Consider the following 16,243-nt stretch of genomic DNA (forward strand, 5'->3'; position numbering starts at 1 on the left):
AGCCTCATTTGAATACTTTATTATGAACGACGTCCGCCACGTCCGCCACGTTTACCTTCTGTATTACGTTTTAATGAAGTTAAACGATCTTCAGAATCTTTTAAGAAGGAACTCATCATTGCATCAAAATCATTCACTTTTGCTTGTGATGGAGATTTTTTCTCAAATGATGTTGCCGATTTAGCTGCATAAGGTTTCTTAAATCCTTGACCTTCTTGATTACGTGGAGCTGATTTTTGGAATTTTGGTTTTTCTTCAACAGTTTCTTCTGAAGAATCAGCACTTGCACGACGAATCGATAAACTTACCTTTCCATCTCCAGAAATTTCCATTACTTTTACTTGTACTTCGTCTCCAACTGTTAAGACATCTTTAATATCTTTAATATAAGAATTAGATACTTCACTAATGTGAACTAAACCTGTTTTACGGTTTCCTAAATCCACAAAAGCACCAAAATTTGTAATACCAGTTACTTTACCAGGTAAAATATTCCCTACCTCAATTGACATATAAAAAGCGTTCCTCCTTCAAATTTCCCCTTTTATACACACGCTTGACGAGTATAAAAGATTATTTCCATCACTTCATAGTTCCTTGTCAAATTTAATGACGAGATTGATTATCTTTTGCTTGTTGAATTTTATTTTGTGCAGCATCATCAGGTGTATTAAAAATAATCTCTCCTGATTTACTTAAGTAATATTCACTACGTGCAAGTTTTGCTACATAATCATCTTGTTGTAATAATTCAACTTGTTGAACTAAAGATTTTTGTTGTTCTTTTACTTTTGATTCTTCTTTTTTCGCTTCTACAATTTGTGCTTCAATTTTACCAGCTTGGTTTAATTGCCCTACAATTTGTAGTATTAAAGAACCAGCAATTGCTATCACTACAGCCATCAGTAATGAATGCCACACAGCTACTCGTTTCCAAACAGCTACTTTTGGTAAATGAACATTTGTATGTAATTTTTTCTTTTTTGATTCAAACGCAATAATTTTGCTGTTTTCTTCTTGCTGTTTATTCACTACACTGACTCCTTTAATGATTATATGACGAGTATAACAAGAATATGATAACTAGTCTATGCTTTTAGGAAAATTTTATAAAAAAAGTGGTATAAGCCACTCTGCTGGCTAATACCACTTTCCTATTTACTATTTCAGATAAGTCTTATTCGTTAATATTCTTCTGTCTTAAACTTAATCTTTTTCACTTCTAAATCAGAATGTTGTTCTTCCATATACTCTTGAATTTTTTCAATTACAATTTCTTCATCATGCTCTACACGTAAAATCAATTCATATTGACCATCTTCCAATTCCTTTGCTTCAACTTGGATGGATTGATAATCTTCTAAATGACAAAAATCATAAATTTTCTGCATAATCGTTACATCTGCAACTAAACAATGAATACTTACTTGACGATTTTGTGCCTTTAATGGAGATTCATGTGTCAACAATTGAATAATAACGACTACTGCTGCACAAACAACTCCGAAAATCCACATGCCGCCACCAATCGCTAAACCAATCCCAGCTGTTGCCCAAATTCCTGAAGCTGTTGTAATTCCGCTGATTTTCTTATCTCTCATAAAGATAATACCACCACCGATAAAACTGATACCACTAACCACTTGCGCCGCCACACGAGCTGTATCAAATTTGGAAGTATCTAAAAAAGCTTCTTTAGAAATTAACATCATTAACGCTGAAGTTAACGCCACAATGACGTGTGTTTTAATCCCCGCTTGTTTATTCCTAGATTTTCGTTCATGTCCAATGGCCCATCCACATAAGCAAGCTAAAATAATGGCTATTAAATGTCTAACTTCTAATATTGCATCAAAATTTCTACTTAAAATTGTTTCTACCATACTTGCTCCTCTCATGAACATTGAATTTTTCTGCACTCTTATCAAAATGATAACGTGCCCATTATTCTATGCTTTTCTTCCATAATTGTCAAGAAATCTTATCTTTCAATTTTGGCATCATGAATTGGAGTAAATAGAATAATCATTACTTAGAGACACTCATGATTGAATCTTTCATATTCTTCACTACAAAGATATCGTAAAACATCTTCAGTATGCTTCCAAATACAATCATAATTCCAAAAACCATCCATAACATTTGAAGATTCATCGTTCCAAGAAACACACTTCTAACTACCTGTCCAATTTGAAGTGCACTCGCATGATCCATCACCTCTATTCCAAATGAGAAATGATCATAAAAAGTATGGATCATCATAATGATTTGAAGATTAATAAAGATGGAATCTATCTTCAATTCTTTATCATGATGAATTCTTCTAGTACTCAATCCTAATAGAATCATTAAAAGAACTGTAAACACAATCGTTATGTCCACAATCACACCAAAAGGTAATGAGGGAAAATTTAGAATAGTGCCCTTTATAATCATTGGACCAAATACAGCTGTCATTAATATTAGTTCTAGCGCTATAATTCCTTTTTTAATTTTGAAAGGTAGTTTCATCATACTAAACAATGTCAACAGAAAAGCTAAACAACTGACTCCAATCGCTCTCCACGATTCATACATTACTTCAACAATTCCTTTTGTACTAAAGTACAAGCCAAATAAAAAAATTAGAACTGACGTAATCATTGCAACACCCATATAGACTTTACTAATTTTATTCATCTTTCTCATCCTTTCTCTGATATGAAATCGTTATTTTGTTCACATATAGTATAATGAAAACATTTTTCTTTCTCAATATTTCTTCATCCTATTATTGTTTAAGTTTTTCTAAAAAATAAGAGAGGTTGACGAATCAACTCTCTCTTCTCCGTTTTAAAACTCTTCTGTTTTCACTACTTGTTTCTCTTCTAAAATCGTAAACATTTCTTTGGCATCTTCTTTTCTTGTTGAGTCTAAAATAGCATCCACTCGAACTGTTACAGTCTTATTTCCAAATTGAATAGTAATAATATCTCCTACTTTTACATCTGTTGAAGATTTTGCCACTTTATCTTGTACCGTAATTCTTCCTTTATCGGCTACTTCTTTTGCAACACTTCTTCTTTTAATTAATCGAGAGACTTTTAAATATTTATCTAATCTCATCCTTTTCCCCTCTTTTCTTCCATTTTCTTGTAAATCTTAATAGTGATTTCCCTTTTGGAATCATTAACCATTCGCGAATGGTAAATAACTTTATCCGAATTGCCCCTATTATAAATACGATGATTCCAACACTCACTAACAATAGAGCCAGCAGTGTATCTTTTGTCCGAGAATCTCCGGCTGGAAAATAGCGTTCAAAGAGGATATTCAATCCTCCTACAACGATTGCCATTCCAATCGATACAATTCCTAATTTTATCATTGTTGACTTTTGATGATTCGAAGAAGACTTACCTCCACTCAGAATCCAAATCATCCCTAGCATCACGAATAACCCTAAAATCGTTGCAATACTAGCCCCTAATGTTTGAAACTGGGGAATGAACCAAAGATTGCCGATTCCTTTAGCAATGAGCCCAATCAATAAGGCTATAAGCGTAATGGAATATTTTCCAGTACTTTGTAATATCCCATGGTAAGCCATCATCATAGAGGCTAATATGATACTGATAATATAAATACTCAGTACATCGTTACCTTGTATATCTCCAAAAAGCATATGATTGACTCTTGGCAAAATAACTAATAACCCTACTGTTGCTACAACTGAAAATACCATTGTCATTTTTAAGAGTGAGTATTTCAATTGTTCAAATTCTTCTAAATGTTGTTTTGTATAACTACGACTCAGTAATGGTAAATAACTTGAAGAAAATCCAACTCCAACAACCATTCCTAATTGCACCAGTGGTTGTCCTCTATCAAAAATTCCTTTTAAATCTTTGGCAACCTCTTGACTCATTCCCTGTTCTACTAACCCTTTAAATAAGGTAAATGAATCAATCAATTGAAACAACACTAAAATCGAACTTAATAAACATAGAGTTCCACCTTCAATGACTAATCTCTTCAGCAATACTCCCCATTGAATCTTATGAGGTTCAATGACACGACTGCCATTCCAATTTTCAAAGGAGTCTGATTTTTTATAATACAATAATACAAAAGTTGCCATCACTGCAGCCACAACGGCACTCGACATTGCCCAAGTTCCAACTTCATATAAATCATTCGTAAGACTTCCATAAAAACTTGCAGCTAATAAAATAACACTTACTCGAACGACTTGTTCCATTACTTGAGAAACAGCGGTTGGAACCATTCGATTCGTCCCTTGGAAATACCCTCTGGCAATGACCAAAAATGGCATCATTAAAAACATCCACGAAACACTTTGAATAACAGATGACAATAAAGCATCTCCCATCCATGAAGCAATGAGTTCTGACTGTGTATATAGAATTAAAAAGACTCCTAATCCTAATCCGCTTAAAATCCAAAATAATCGTTTTAAAAGTGGCAATAGTTCATAGTCCGAACGATATTGAGCAATTAATGCTGAAACAAATACCGGAAAACCAGAGAGAGCAAAGGTCATTCCAATTCCATAAATAGGATAAACTTGCTGATAAACGTAAAAACCAGTATTTCCAACCATATTTTGGAAAGGAACTCGATAAACGGCACTTAATATTTTCGCAATGAAGGCTGCTAGTGACAATACCAACGCTCCTTGCATCATCTGTCTATTCGATTTAACCATTGAATCCCCCTCTCTGTTCTTATTCATTTTCCTCTTTTTGCGCTTCTACAACTTCACAACATTTTTCTAAGAAAATTTTGATTTGTTCTAACCATAAATCCGTTGGTTGATTCGTTACATTGAGCAATACTTGTAAAGTTGTACCTTTTTTAGTAACTTGAGCAGGTAATTTCACTGGCCCAAGGGCTTCAAAAATGGCAACTCCTTCTAATTGTTGAGCGACTGGTTGAGCAATCGAAACGACGATTGAATTTTGACTTCGCTTAATCGAAGTAATCGATAATTGCTCTGCAAAATATTTTAGCATTCCAACTTCTAATAAATAGCTCACTTCATCAGGGAATTCTCCAAAGCGATCAATAAAATCATCTAATAATTCATGATACGTTTCCATACTATCAATAGAACGAATTCGTTTATACATTTCAATTTTTTGACGTTCATCTTGAATATAAGTAGCTGGAATATAAGCATCTACTTGTAAATCAATTTCAACAGAATCTTCCATTGTTGGGACAGCTTTCCCTTGTTTTTTCAATACTGCTTCACTCAACATTTGAGAATATAAATCAAATCCAACAGAATCTATAAATCCATGTTGTTGTTTTCCTAATAAATTCCCTGCACCACGAATCGATAAATCTCGCATCGCAATTTTGAATCCAGAACCTAATTCTGTAAAGTCACGCATCGCTTGCAGACGTTTTTCTCCAACTTCTGTTAAAGTTTTATCTGGTTGATACATTAAATACGCATACGCAATACGGTTGGAACGTCCCACTCTTCCTCTTAATTGATATAACTGTGACAATCCCATATGATCCGCATTTTCAATGAATAAGGTATTTACATTTGGAATATCTACCCCTGTTTCAATAATCGTCGTTGTTACTAAAACATCATATTCGCCTTCGATAAATTGATATAAAATATTTTCTAACGTCGTTTCACTCATTTGTCCATGAATGACTCCGACTCTTGCTTCAGGAACTAATTGACGTAATTCATCTGCTTTCTTCTCAATGGTTTCCACACGATTGTATAAATAGAAGACTTGTCCTCCACGAGCTAATTCCCGTTCAATTCCATCTTTAATTGTAATCCCTTGTTGCTCCATTACAAAAGTTTGGACAGGATAACGGTTTGAAGGTGGTGTTTCAATAACGGATAAATCACGTACGCCTAACATCGACATATGTAATGTTCTAGGAATTGGTGTTGCTGTTAGTGTTAAAACATCGACTTGGGATTTCAATTGTTTCAAGCGTTCTTTATGTTTTACACCAAATCGTTGTTCTTCATCGACTACTAATAACCCTAAATCTAAGAAATTCACATCTTTTGATAAAATACGATGCGTTCCAATCACGACATCTACTTGACCTTTTTGTAATCCTTCAATTGTTTCTTGTTGTTCTTTCTTCGTTCTAAATCGGCTTAACAATCCTATTTTGAACGGATAATCTGCAAATCTTTGAACAAAATTTTCATAATGTTGTTCTGCTAAAATCGTTGTTGGCACTAATACTGCTGCTTGTTTTCCGTCCATTAAAGCCTTGAAAACTGCACGCATCGCTACTTCTGTTTTCCCATAACCAACGTCTCCAACAAGTAAACGATCCATTGGTTTATCTTTTTGCATATCTGCTTTGATTTCCTCAATACTTCTTAATTGGTCTTGAGTTTCTGAATAAGGGAAAGCATCTTCGAATTCTTTTTGCTCCACGGTATCCTTGCTGAAGGCATATCCTTTTTCCGCATCACGTTTTGCATATAATTCAATTAATTCATCGGCAATATCTTCAATTTTAGTTTCAACTTTACGTTTCGTTTTAGCCCATTCGCTACTTCCTAATTTATTTAATTTAGGAACTTTTGCATCCGAAGAAACATATTTTTGAACTAATTTAATTTGATGAACAGGTACAAATAAATGCCCTCCATCTTGATAATGAATCGACATGTAATCTTGATGGACACCATTAATTTCTAATGTTTCCATCCCTTGATACACACCCACCCCATGATTAACATGGACAACATAGTCTCCAACTGCTAATTCTGTATAACTCTTCAATCTTTCCGCATTAGAAATTTTTTGAGTTCTTGGAGCACGTTTCGTTAATTTATTAAATAGTTCCTTTTCTGTAACGACTACAAACTTATCTTGTGGTAATTCAAATCCATGGCTAAAAGTTCCTACCATAATTTGAAGAATTCCTTCTTGTACTTCTTTTGTAATAATCGCTGGAATATCAAAATCATGGAAAGTTTGTTCTACTTTTGCAGCTCTCGTTAACTGATCCACCACTACGATAACCGTAGCTTTTTGTTTCGCCCAACGATCTGCTTCTACTTTTACCATTGGCATTTGTGAGAAGAATTGTGTCATTGAACGTTCTTGAATATTATGAATGGCTTCAAACGTTAATCGGCCCAATCCTTTTTGGAATAATGAGAAATAGGTTCTTGGTAGCGTAGAATCTTTTAACACTTTCTTTCCTTCAAAAATCATATCAATCGAACTAGCAATCATTCCTAATTCTAATTGATGAATTTTCCATAATCCTGCTTCTTCATGAAGTGAACGTTGTTTTTCTTGAATTCGAGCATAATCATCTACTAATAAATATCCTTTTTTAGACACATAATCTAAAATAGATGTTTTCTCTTTATAAAATAGTTCGAGCCAATAAGAAATTTTAGGAGGAATCTCTCCTTCTTCTAATTGTGCCAACAGGTGATTCATTTGATTGGTTAATAATTGAGTGCGTTCATCTGATTCACTACTCTTTATATCTTTTTCATAAGCTTTTTGAATCTTAGCTTTTGCCTCAAATACCACTTCATATTCAAATGGAATATCTGTTGCCGGTAAAAGAATGATATTTTCCACCATTTCAAGTGAGCGTTGCGTTTCTGCATCGAAATACCGTAATGAATCTAATTCATCATCAAAAAAATCTAACCGAATCGGATGTTCTTGATTCAACGGATAAATATCGACAATTCCTCCACGAACAGAAAAATCTCCTGGTGTAGCTACCATTGCTTCTCTACGGTAACCCATCCGTCCTAATTTCGTTACTAAATCTTCTACCTCTAACTGAGTTTCTCCAACGACTAATTCAATGGTACTTTTCTTCCAAACTTCTAAAGGTACTAATGGCTTTTGAATTCCTGATAATGGAACGACTACGATTCCTTTTTCTCCAGTTGTTAAAAACTGTAATGTTCGAATTCGATTACTCACCACTTCAGGAGAGTGAATGGAATATTCTGCAGCTAAAGATTCCTCTACTGTAAATAAATATACTTCGTCTTCATACCACTGTACTAATTCTTCATATAATTGAGTCGCTTGTAACATTGTTGGCGTTACAACAACTACTGGGCCCTTCCAATTTTCATATGCATTTGCTACAGCTAAATGTTTTGCCGCTCCAGTTAATCCTAACACTAACTGACTTTGCATCATAGGAAGGTTTTCTATCCATTCTTTAAAACTATGGATCTGTTTTTTACTAATTCCTAACGGTAACATATCTTTTCCTTTCTCTTTATATACGCACTAAAAAGGTTGAAACTTTCGCTCCAGCCTTTTTTTAATTTATTTAATTATAACGATTCATTGTTTGAATAAAGTTATCACCTTTTATCCAATCTCTTAACGCTTCTACACTTTTAGAAACAGAAGATAAAATTTCTTCTTGTTCTTCCTTTTCAAAATTAGCTAATACGTGATTGACCACACTTCTACCTGGAGCAGGTCGTCCTACGCCAATTTTAATACGATTAAATTGGTCACTTCCTAAACAACTAATGATACTCTTAATCCCGTTATGTCCTCCGGCACTACCTTTTTGACGCAAACGAATTTTCCCAACTGGAAGATCCATATCATCATACAGAACAACAATATCTTCAATTCCAATTTTAAAATAATTCATTAATGGACGCACCGCTTGACCAGATAAATTCATATACGTCAACGGCTTCATTAAAATGACTTTTTCTCCATCGATATGTGTTTGAGTAAAAGTTGCATCAAATAACGCTTGATTAAATTCTAATTTTTCTTGATAGGCAAATTCGTCAACGGTAATAAATCCAATATTATGACGAGTTCCTTTATATTTCGCACCTGGATTTCCTAATCCAATAATTAATTTCATAATGTCACACCATTTCTATCTTGAGTCCTATTTAGTATATCACAAACTATTCAAAAATCGAAAAATTAACGAATAAATCATTGTGTGAGAGAACTTTCACATTTATTTTTTTACCATTTCCCTCTCTATAAAAGTATATAAATCATTATTTATTCGCAAATGAAAACGGAAGAAATCGCAAACATACTCTTTTGAAAAAATTCATTTTTTCAAAACTTTAGATTAAGTATCACAAATCAAATCGTGCTATACTATGGATAGTTATTCCACGAAGGAATAAGGAGGTAATACAATGGAAAAAACAATTAAATCTAGTAACAAGGTGATTTTAATAGGGGACGGTGCTGTTGGTTCTAGCTATGCATACGCACTTGTACTTCAAGGAATTGCTGAAGAACTTGGTATTATTGATATTGCAAAAGAAAAAACTGAAGGAGATGCTTTAGACTTATCACACGCTCTAGCATTTAACTCTCCTAAGAAAATCTATGCAGCAAGTTATGAAGACTGCCATGATGCAGACGTTATTTGTATCACAGCAGGTGCTGCTCAAAAACCAGGAGAAACTCGTATTGACTTAGTACACAAAAACTTAAAAATCTTAAAAGGAATTATTGATCCTATTATGGCTAGTGGATTTGATGGAATTTTCCTAGTTGCATCAAACCCAGTAGACATTTTAACTTATGCTACTTGGAAATTCTCTGGATTACCAAAACATCGAGTAATTGGTTCAGGAACAGCCTTAGATAGCGCTCGTTTCCGTCAAGCAATTGCTGAACTAATCGACGTTGATGCTCGTAATGTCCACGGATATATTTTAGGAGAACACGGAGATACTGAATTCCCAGTATGGTCACATGCCAATGTCGGTGGATTACAAATTTATGAATGGGTTCGCCAAAATCCAAATACTGATGAAGAAAAATTAGTCGAAGTATTCTTCCAAGTAAGAGATGCTGCTTATGAAATTATTGCGAAAAAAGGTGCTACTTACTATGGTATTGGAGCTACTTTAGCAAGAATTACAAAAGCGATTTTAAATAATGAAAGAGCCATCTTCCCATTATCTGTTTATCTTGAAGGACAATATGGACAAGACGATGTGTATATCGGAGCACCAGCCGTTATTGGTCGTGACGGTATTCGTCAAATTATCGAAATTCCATTAGCAGATTCTGAACAAGAAAAAATGGACTTATCAGCATCTGCCTTAAAACAAGTCATTCACGATGCCTTTGAACGTTTAGAAAACGAATAATTATTCAAACTACTTAAAAGCACAAAACCGATGGCGCTTTGCCATGATTTTGTGCTTTTATTTTTTGCGTAAAAATTCTTCATTCGCTATCATCCAATTTTTAAGTCCATAAACATGTGGCAATAAACTCTTCCCTAAAGGAGTTAATCCATAATACGTCTTTTGTCCTGTAGAAGATTCCCCTTTTTTATAGACAATATGAATCTCGATTAAATCATTTAACGTTTGCGATAACATCTTTCTTGAAATCATTCCAATTTCACGCTCTAATTGAGCAAAATACATTTCCTCTTCAGATAATGTTAATACAATAAATATGCTCCATTTCCCGAGTAATGGTAAAGCTAACTCTCGTAAACATCTTTCTTTTTCCATAGGCACCTCAAAGTAACTTCTTTTCTCACAAGCTTAATCTGATTATTATTATACCCATAACTAGATATGATTGCTATAAAGGAGTGTTTCGATGTTTTTTAAAACTTTTGAATTCGAATTTGAAACAAGACGATTAATGTGGTATTGCCCCTATGGCGGAAGTGATTTTGCCGAAGTTCAATCTACTACAGAAAAAATTAAAGAAAAAAATTATGATTCTTGGTATATCGAATGGTATAAACTCGGCAACAGATTAGTAACAAAAAAATTCAACAGTTCTATTTCTAAAGGAAAAGCTTATTTGAGGGCTAGTCGATACTTTCAAGCAGCTGAATTTTTCTTATCGCCAAAAGACAGCAGAAAACTGGATTGTTATCAACTATCCATTGATTATTTTTATAAAGGTCTTAATTTATTATCAATTCCTTATGAACTGAAGGAAGTCCCTTTTGAAGATTATTCCTTACGAACATTATTTTTTAAAACGAATCAAACACCTAAAGGAACATTATTCATTTGTGGTGGATTCGATGCCTTATTAGAAGAACTTTATTTTACGAATGTAAAAGCATCTTTAGAGGAAGGTTATCATGTCATTTTATTTGAAGGCCCCGGACAATCTAGGGCTATACGAACTTATCAAAAAAGTTTTACTCCACGTTGGGATTTAGTAGTAGAAGCTATCTTTCATTCTTACCAAGAAGAGATTGTCTTACCAAAAATCGGAATCGGACTGTCATTAGGTGGATTATTAATTGCAAGGACATCTGCATTAAACGAGCATTTATTCGATAAAGTTGTACTATATAATTATTTTCCAAATATGTTGGATTCCTTTAAAACAAATATCCCGAAAATGCTTCATCCCTATTTAAAAAGTCAATTCCCACCTTTTTTAGAAAAAATGATTGAGGTATATATTTCTCATGTCCCTTTTTTAAATTGGCAAATTGAACATGCAAAATGGGTTTTCGGATGTGATTCACTCAACCAACTCATCATTCAATGTCGAGATTTTTCAGAACTCCCTGTAAAAAATCCAGTTCTTATCTGTGTTGCAAAAAATGATAACTATTATCCTTCTGACTTAGCAACACAATATTTTAAACAATTAGACATTACCAATAAAAAGATGAAAATTTTCGACAAAGAGCAGGACTACAGCAATCTTCATTGTCAAAATGGCGCTGCATTTGATACGAATGATGTGATTTTTGATTGGCTTTTGGAAGGTTGATATATTTAAAACTCTTCTTTATGTTACAATAGACTAACAGAACACTAAAGGAGATCTCATATGATTAAACTAATTGCCATTGATATGGATGGTACACTGCTCAATTCTAAAAAACAATTACTGGAAGAAACAAAACAATATTTCAAAGAATTTCATCATAAAGATACAGAAACACTATTGGTTCTATGTACAGGTAGGCCAGAAACGGGAATTCGCCCTTACTTAAAAGACTTAGGCTATCTTGAAGAAAATCATTATATTATTAGTCAAAATGGAGCTAATATTTATGAAAGCCAAACAGGAAATCGTATCATGGATGCATTTGTAGATTCATCTGCTATCCAAAAATGGATTCAACTCGGAAAAGAACACGACATTAGTGTGATGGGAGGTGGAGTTGATTATTACTACTCCTTTGACCAAGAACCAACAGAATGGATGGAATATGATGTAAAAATTATCAACGGAGAGATCAAACGTATTACAATAGAAGAATCTCTCACAACAGATTTTTATAAAATTTTACTACTTGGAGACGAAGAACAATTAAATGAATTTGAAAAAATGATTCCAGATTCATGGAGAGATGAATTCTATGTAGTTCGTAGCCAAAAATATTTAATTGAGGTACTAAAAAAAGGCATCAATAAAGCATACGGACTAAAAAAATTAGCACAAAAACTCAATATCACCCGAAACGAAATTGCCGCGATTGGAGATGCTGCAAACGATATCGAAATGCTTCAATACGCAGGATTAGCAATCGCAATGGGAAACGCCACAGAAGAAGTGAAAAATCTATGCGACATTGTAACAGACACGAATGAAAATAATGGTGTTATTAAAGCTATTGAGCGAGTAATTACTGAGAAATTGTAGTATAAGCACAGGAAATATCTTAATACTACAATCATTAGAAGTATCGTTTTCAACGGCCCATTGTCATTCCCAAGAAAAGAAAAAAGACTTCTCAATTGTAGTATGGACACTAGAAGCCAACTGGCTTCTAGTGCAGGAAAATTTGAGACCCTAGGCTCAAATTTTAGCAATGAGACTCGCATTTGCGAGGCTGCTTGCGTCCTAATACTACAATCTAAGAAGTCTTTTATCTCATTCGCCCTCAACCGTGAAAATCGAAGCAAACTCATCCGTTTCTTCTGGTTCACTGTCTTGCGACTTAGGCTCTAGGAAATAACATTCCTCAATAATCACCTCGGTCACATAAACATCCTGCTGATCACGATTCTTATAATGTCTCGAATGAATACGACCCTCAATTCCTAAACGATCGCCCTTCTTAACAAAACGTTGAATACGATCTGCCATCTTACCAAAAGCAATCACCTGAATAAAATCTGTTTGCTTATCCCCATCATTCTGTCTATAAATATTCTGCACTGCCAAAGTATTACGGCACACAGAATTTCCCTTCTCAGATTGATGAACAGCCACCTCTTTAATCAGACGACCAATTAATGAAACATGATTCATTTTTCATACCTCCATTCTATAATCAAAGAACAATTTGTCCTTCACTATATAAGTATGAAAAAAATCGCGAAAAATATTTTTTTACGAAATATTTTTTCTTAAATTTTCGGCAAATTCAGATATTTTTCTTAAGCGATGATTAACTCCAGATTTTGAAATCGGACCAGATGGAATAATCTCCCCTAAGTCCTTTAAACTAATATCCGGATTTTCTTTTCTAACTTGTGCTAATTCAAATAATTTAGCAGGCATCGCTTCAAGCCCCACTGTCTCCTCAATTAATAAAATATCTTCCATTTGTCGAGAAGCGGCATTAACTACTTTATTAATATTGGCATTTTCACAGTTCACTAAACGGTTCACCGAGTTTCTCATATCTCTTACAATTCGAATATCTTCAAATTTCATCATCGCATTCGCTGCACCAATAAGTGCAAGAAAATCTGCAATTTTTTCTGCTTCTTTTAAATAAGTAATAAATCCATTTCTTCTCTCAATCATCCTTGCATTGAGCCCAAAAGCATTCATCATATCACAAATATCTTCATTATGTTCTTCATAGTTTGAATAAATTTCTAAATGATATCGACTTGTTTCAGGATTATTAACAGATCCCCCTGCTAGAAATGCTCCTCTTAAATAAGAACGCATTTTTTCTTCATTATCACGAATCTCTAATGGAATATGTGTAATTAATTCAAAACCTTCCATAATACCTAAGTCGCTTAAAATTTCCTTAGTTCCTTGTTTTAAACGTACAATATACACATTATTTTTCTTCAATTTCATTTTACGACGAACAAGTAATTCACTTTCAATTTGATAATGTTGTTTTAATAATACGAAAATACGTCTCGCAATTGCTGCATTTTCCGTTTGGATATTTAACACAAACTGACGATTAAATAAACTTAAAGAACCATTCATACGAATAAGTGCCGCTAATTCAGCTTTGGCATGTTCAATATGCACTTCTAATTGTGTTAATTCTTTTTTTGTTTCAGATGCAAATGACATAATACCCTCCTTTCTCTATACAATAGGAGTGGGAAAGAACATTTGCTCTTCCCCACTTCTTTTTCATTAATCATGTTTTACACTTCGTAATAAAGTAAATAATTCATCAATAACTTTTTGTCCGTCATGATAGACGCCATTTTCTCTTAATTTAAGAAAATCAGTAGAAATCACTCGGCATCCTTGATCTCGTAATCCTTGGAAATCATATTTTACTTGATACAAATATTCTTCATGCTTTTGTTGATTCAAATACTCTTCTGGAACAGACTCCGTATTCACTAATACCGTATCAATAAATCGTTCCCCTAAATGCTCATGCAAGACACGAACATGGTCACTATCTGCAAAATGTTCTGTTTCTCCTAATTGTGTCATAATATTACAAATATACACAACTTCTGCTTTTGTTTCGCAAACAGCTCGTCCGATATCTTCAATCATTAAGTTTGGTAAAATACTTGTATACAGACTTCCTGGTCCAATAACGACCATATCGGCTTCCATAATCGCTTCAACAACTTCTCTCGAAGCAATTGGTTTACGATTTTCATCATAAGTATGGACACTAACATGTTTAATCTTTTTACGATGCTTCGCTAATTGAGACTCTCCATCTACAATCGTTCCATCTTCAAATTCTGCTCTTAACAATAATGGTTCTTCTGCAGCAGGATAAACATGACCTTCAATACTCATCATTCTAGAAAGCAAACGAATCGCATCAAAAATATTATTCCCATGCATTTCTGTTAAAGCAGCAATAATTAAATTTCCAATCGCATGACCTGCAAAAAATTGATCATCTGACTTAAAACGATATTGGAAAATATCTTTTTGCAAGGAATTCATTGGAGATAACGCACATAAGCAGTTACGAATATCGCCTGGAGGTACAACGTTAATATAGTCACGAATAACACCCGAACTACCTCCATCATCAGCAACCGTTACAATTGCCGTCACTTCAGCATCTTTCTTTCTTAAATTTCTTAATAAAACAGGTAAGCCTGTTCCTCCACCAATAACAGTAATTTTAGGACCTTTCTTTCGCTTCTTTTCTTGAGGCTCTACTTCAAAAATCACGAACGACCATTCCCTTCTTTACGTTTATCTTTATCGCGGTGGGAAATCGTTACATGATAAGAGTCAGACATTAATTCTCTTCCTGTACGTTCTGTTAATGCAACGGAACGGTGTTGTCCACCTGTACAGCCAATCGCAATCGTTACACTTGATTTCCCTTCTTTTTTATAACCAGGAATTACAAAGTCTAATAATTCCATAAATTTATGATAGAAAGTTTTCGTTTCAGGTTGACTCATGACATAATCATAAACGGCAGAATCTTGCCCTGTTAATGGTCGTAATTCCTCAATGTAGTGAGGATTTGGTAAGAATCGAACATCCATTACGATATCCGCATCAATTGGAATTCCATATTTAAATCCAAAAGATACGACTTGAATCGTAAAGATATCAGTATCACCATTTGAGAAAGTATGCATAATTTCCTCACGTAATTTTCTTGGAGAAAGAGTTGTTGTGTCAATTACTTTTTGAGCACGAACTTTTATATCTTGTAATAATCGACGTTCTGCAATAATTCCATCATATACACGCCCGTCACCAGCTAATGGGTGAGTACGACGAGTTTCTTTATAACGAGAAACTAATGCATCATCACTCGCTTCTAAAAATAAGATTTTTGTAGTAATAAACGAAGTATTATCTAACCCACTAATCGATGTCATAATTTCATCGAAAAATGCTCTAGAACGTAAATCGATTACTAATGCAATTTTTGTAATTTTTCCAGATTCTTTTACTAATTCCCAAAATTTTGGTAATAAACTTGGTGGCATATTGTCAACGCAAAAATAGCCCATATCTTCAAAGCTTTGCATTGCGACTGTTTTTCCAGCACCACTCATTCCTGTAATGACCACTAATTCTAATTGATCTGCCATGTGTCATTC

At 33.9% G+C, this 16,243-nt stretch carries 16 protein-coding genes; 3 read left to right on the top strand and 13 right to left on the bottom strand.

Annotated features, from left to right (window positions below):
• Nucleotides 1-20: 20 nt before the first annotated feature.
• From HMPREF0446_RS06340 to pth, 8 genes are all read right to left on the bottom strand, one after another.
• Nucleotides 21-512: a S1 domain-containing RNA-binding protein gene (locus HMPREF0446_RS06340; RefSeq protein ID WP_006703330.1), complete on the bottom strand. Its 492-nt coding sequence runs from the start codon at nucleotides 510-512 to the stop codon at nucleotides 21-23.
• Between the two features lie 94 nt (nucleotides 513-606).
• Complete coding sequence (locus HMPREF0446_RS06345; RefSeq protein ID WP_006703329.1) at nucleotides 607-1,032, bottom strand: FtsB family cell division protein; 426 nt, start codon at nucleotides 1,030-1,032, stop codon at nucleotides 607-609.
• A gap of 152 nt (nucleotides 1,033-1,184) precedes the next feature.
• Nucleotides 1,185-1,883 carry an MgtC/SapB family protein gene (locus tag HMPREF0446_RS06350; RefSeq protein ID WP_006703328.1) on the bottom strand — a complete coding sequence of 233 codons (699 nt, stop codon included), beginning with the start codon at nucleotides 1,881-1,883 and terminating at the stop codon, nucleotides 1,185-1,187.
• 145 nt (nucleotides 1,884-2,028) lie between these two features.
• Complete coding sequence (locus HMPREF0446_RS06355) at nucleotides 2,029-2,679, bottom strand: hypothetical protein (protein ID WP_006703327.1); 651 nt, start codon at nucleotides 2,677-2,679, stop codon at nucleotides 2,029-2,031.
• Nucleotides 2,680-2,832: 153 nt separating this feature from the next.
• On the bottom strand, nucleotides 2,833-3,105 hold the full coding sequence (locus tag HMPREF0446_RS06360; RefSeq protein WP_006703326.1) for an RNA-binding S4 domain-containing protein: 273 nt from the start codon (nucleotides 3,103-3,105) through the stop codon (nucleotides 2,833-2,835).
• Nucleotides 3,092-4,708: a putative polysaccharide biosynthesis protein gene (locus tag HMPREF0446_RS06365; RefSeq protein WP_020991410.1), complete on the bottom strand. Its 1,617-nt coding sequence runs from the start codon at nucleotides 4,706-4,708 to the stop codon at nucleotides 3,092-3,094. Before HMPREF0446_RS06365 ends, HMPREF0446_RS06360 begins: the two co-directional genes overlap by 14 nt.
• Nucleotides 4,709-4,727: 19 nt before the next feature.
• Nucleotides 4,728-8,252, bottom strand: coding sequence for a transcription-repair coupling factor (gene mfd / locus HMPREF0446_RS06370; RefSeq protein WP_006703324.1), 3,525 nt, complete (start codon nucleotides 8,250-8,252; stop codon nucleotides 4,728-4,730).
• A 70-nt stretch (nucleotides 8,253-8,322) separates the two neighbouring features.
• Nucleotides 8,323-8,883, bottom strand: a complete 561-nt coding sequence (gene pth, locus HMPREF0446_RS06375; RefSeq protein WP_006703323.1) for an aminoacyl-tRNA hydrolase — start codon at nucleotides 8,881-8,883, stop codon at nucleotides 8,323-8,325.
• Nucleotides 8,884-9,175: 292 nt separating this feature from the next.
• On the opposite strand from pth, the gene HMPREF0446_RS06380 reads away from it, so the two are divergent.
• Nucleotides 9,176-10,144, top strand: a complete 969-nt coding sequence (locus tag HMPREF0446_RS06380; protein ID WP_006703322.1) for an L-lactate dehydrogenase — start codon at nucleotides 9,176-9,178, stop codon at nucleotides 10,142-10,144.
• Nucleotides 10,145-10,201: 57 nt separating this feature from the next.
• On the opposite strand, the gene HMPREF0446_RS06385 is transcribed toward HMPREF0446_RS06380, so the two are convergent.
• Nucleotides 10,202-10,519 (bottom strand): winged helix-turn-helix transcriptional regulator, encoded by a 318-nt coding sequence (locus HMPREF0446_RS06385; protein WP_006703321.1) that lies wholly within the window; start codon nucleotides 10,517-10,519, stop codon nucleotides 10,202-10,204.
• A 91-nt stretch (nucleotides 10,520-10,610) separates the two neighbouring features.
• Between HMPREF0446_RS06385 and HMPREF0446_RS06390 the strand changes: the two genes are divergently transcribed.
• Nucleotides 10,611-11,756 (top strand): hypothetical protein, encoded by a 1,146-nt coding sequence (locus HMPREF0446_RS06390; protein WP_006703320.1) that lies wholly within the window; start codon nucleotides 10,611-10,613, stop codon nucleotides 11,754-11,756.
• 60 nt (nucleotides 11,757-11,816) lie between these two features.
• Nucleotides 11,817-12,635 carry a Cof-type HAD-IIB family hydrolase gene (locus tag HMPREF0446_RS06395; RefSeq protein ID WP_006703319.1) on the top strand — a complete coding sequence of 273 codons (819 nt, stop codon included), beginning with the start codon at nucleotides 11,817-11,819 and terminating at the stop codon, nucleotides 12,633-12,635.
• 231 nt (nucleotides 12,636-12,866) lie between these two features.
• Here HMPREF0446_RS06395 and HMPREF0446_RS06400 read toward each other — a convergent pair whose 3' ends face one another.
• The 4 genes from HMPREF0446_RS06400 to rapZ all read right to left on the bottom strand — a co-directional run bounded on the left by HMPREF0446_RS06400 (nucleotide 12,867) and on the right by rapZ (nucleotide 16,234).
• Nucleotides 12,867-13,247 (bottom strand): single-stranded DNA-binding protein, encoded by a 381-nt coding sequence (locus tag HMPREF0446_RS06400; protein ID WP_006703318.1) that lies wholly within the window; start codon nucleotides 13,245-13,247, stop codon nucleotides 12,867-12,869.
• Between the two features lie 81 nt (nucleotides 13,248-13,328).
• Complete coding sequence (gene whiA, locus HMPREF0446_RS06405) at nucleotides 13,329-14,264, bottom strand: DNA-binding protein WhiA (protein WP_006703317.1); 936 nt, start codon at nucleotides 14,262-14,264, stop codon at nucleotides 13,329-13,331.
• Nucleotides 14,265-14,330: 66 nt separating this feature from the next.
• Nucleotides 14,331-15,350 (bottom strand): gluconeogenesis factor YvcK family protein, encoded by a 1,020-nt coding sequence (locus tag HMPREF0446_RS06410; RefSeq protein ID WP_006703316.1) that lies wholly within the window; start codon nucleotides 15,348-15,350, stop codon nucleotides 14,331-14,333.
• On the bottom strand, nucleotides 15,347-16,234 hold the full coding sequence (gene rapZ / locus HMPREF0446_RS06415) for an RNase adapter RapZ (RefSeq protein ID WP_006703315.1): 888 nt from the start codon (nucleotides 16,232-16,234) through the stop codon (nucleotides 15,347-15,349). Before rapZ ends, HMPREF0446_RS06410 begins: the two co-directional genes overlap by 4 nt.
• Between the last annotated feature and the right edge of the window lie 9 nt (nucleotides 16,235-16,243).

The sequence above is a fragment of the Granulicatella elegans ATCC 700633 genome (assembly GCF_000162475.2).
GTDB lineage: Bacteria > Bacillota > Bacilli > Lactobacillales > Aerococcaceae > Granulicatella > Granulicatella elegans.

Coding starts and splice junctions, on each gene's coding strand:
- HMPREF0446_RS06340 (WP_006703330.1), bottom strand. CDS start 512: ATGTCAATTGAGGTAGGGAATATTTTACCTGGTAAAGTAACTGGTATT.
- HMPREF0446_RS06350 (WP_006703328.1), bottom strand. CDS start 1,883: ATGGTAGAAACAATTTTAAGTAGAAATTTTGATGCAATATTAGAAGTT.
- HMPREF0446_RS06355 (WP_006703327.1), bottom strand. CDS start 2,679: ATGAATAAAATTAGTAAAGTCTATATGGGTGTTGCAATGATTACGTCA.
- HMPREF0446_RS06360 (WP_006703326.1), bottom strand. CDS start 3,105: ATGAGATTAGATAAATATTTAAAAGTCTCTCGATTAATTAAAAGAAGA.
- HMPREF0446_RS06365 (WP_020991410.1), bottom strand. CDS start 4,708: ATGGTTAAATCGAATAGACAGATGATGCAAGGAGCGTTGGTATTGTCA.
- mfd (WP_006703324.1), bottom strand. CDS start 8,252: ATGTTACCGTTAGGAATTAGTAAAAAACAGATCCATAGTTTTAAAGAA.
- pth (WP_006703323.1), bottom strand. CDS start 8,883: ATGAAATTAATTATTGGATTAGGAAATCCAGGTGCGAAATATAAAGGA.
- HMPREF0446_RS06380 (WP_006703322.1), top strand. CDS start 9,176: ATGGAAAAAACAATTAAATCTAGTAACAAGGTGATTTTAATAGGGGAC.
- HMPREF0446_RS06385 (WP_006703321.1), bottom strand. CDS start 10,519: ATGGAAAAAGAAAGATGTTTACGAGAGTTAGCTTTACCATTACTCGGG.
- HMPREF0446_RS06390 (WP_006703320.1), top strand. CDS start 10,611: ATGTTTTTTAAAACTTTTGAATTCGAATTTGAAACAAGACGATTAATG.
- HMPREF0446_RS06395 (WP_006703319.1), top strand. CDS start 11,817: ATGATTAAACTAATTGCCATTGATATGGATGGTACACTGCTCAATTCT.
- HMPREF0446_RS06400 (WP_006703318.1), bottom strand. CDS start 13,247: ATGAATCATGTTTCATTAATTGGTCGTCTGATTAAAGAGGTGGCTGTT.
- whiA (WP_006703317.1), bottom strand. CDS start 14,264: ATGTCATTTGCATCTGAAACAAAAAAAGAATTAACACAATTAGAAGTG.
- rapZ (WP_006703315.1), bottom strand. CDS start 16,234: ATGGCAGATCAATTAGAATTAGTGGTCATTACAGGAATGAGTGGTGCT.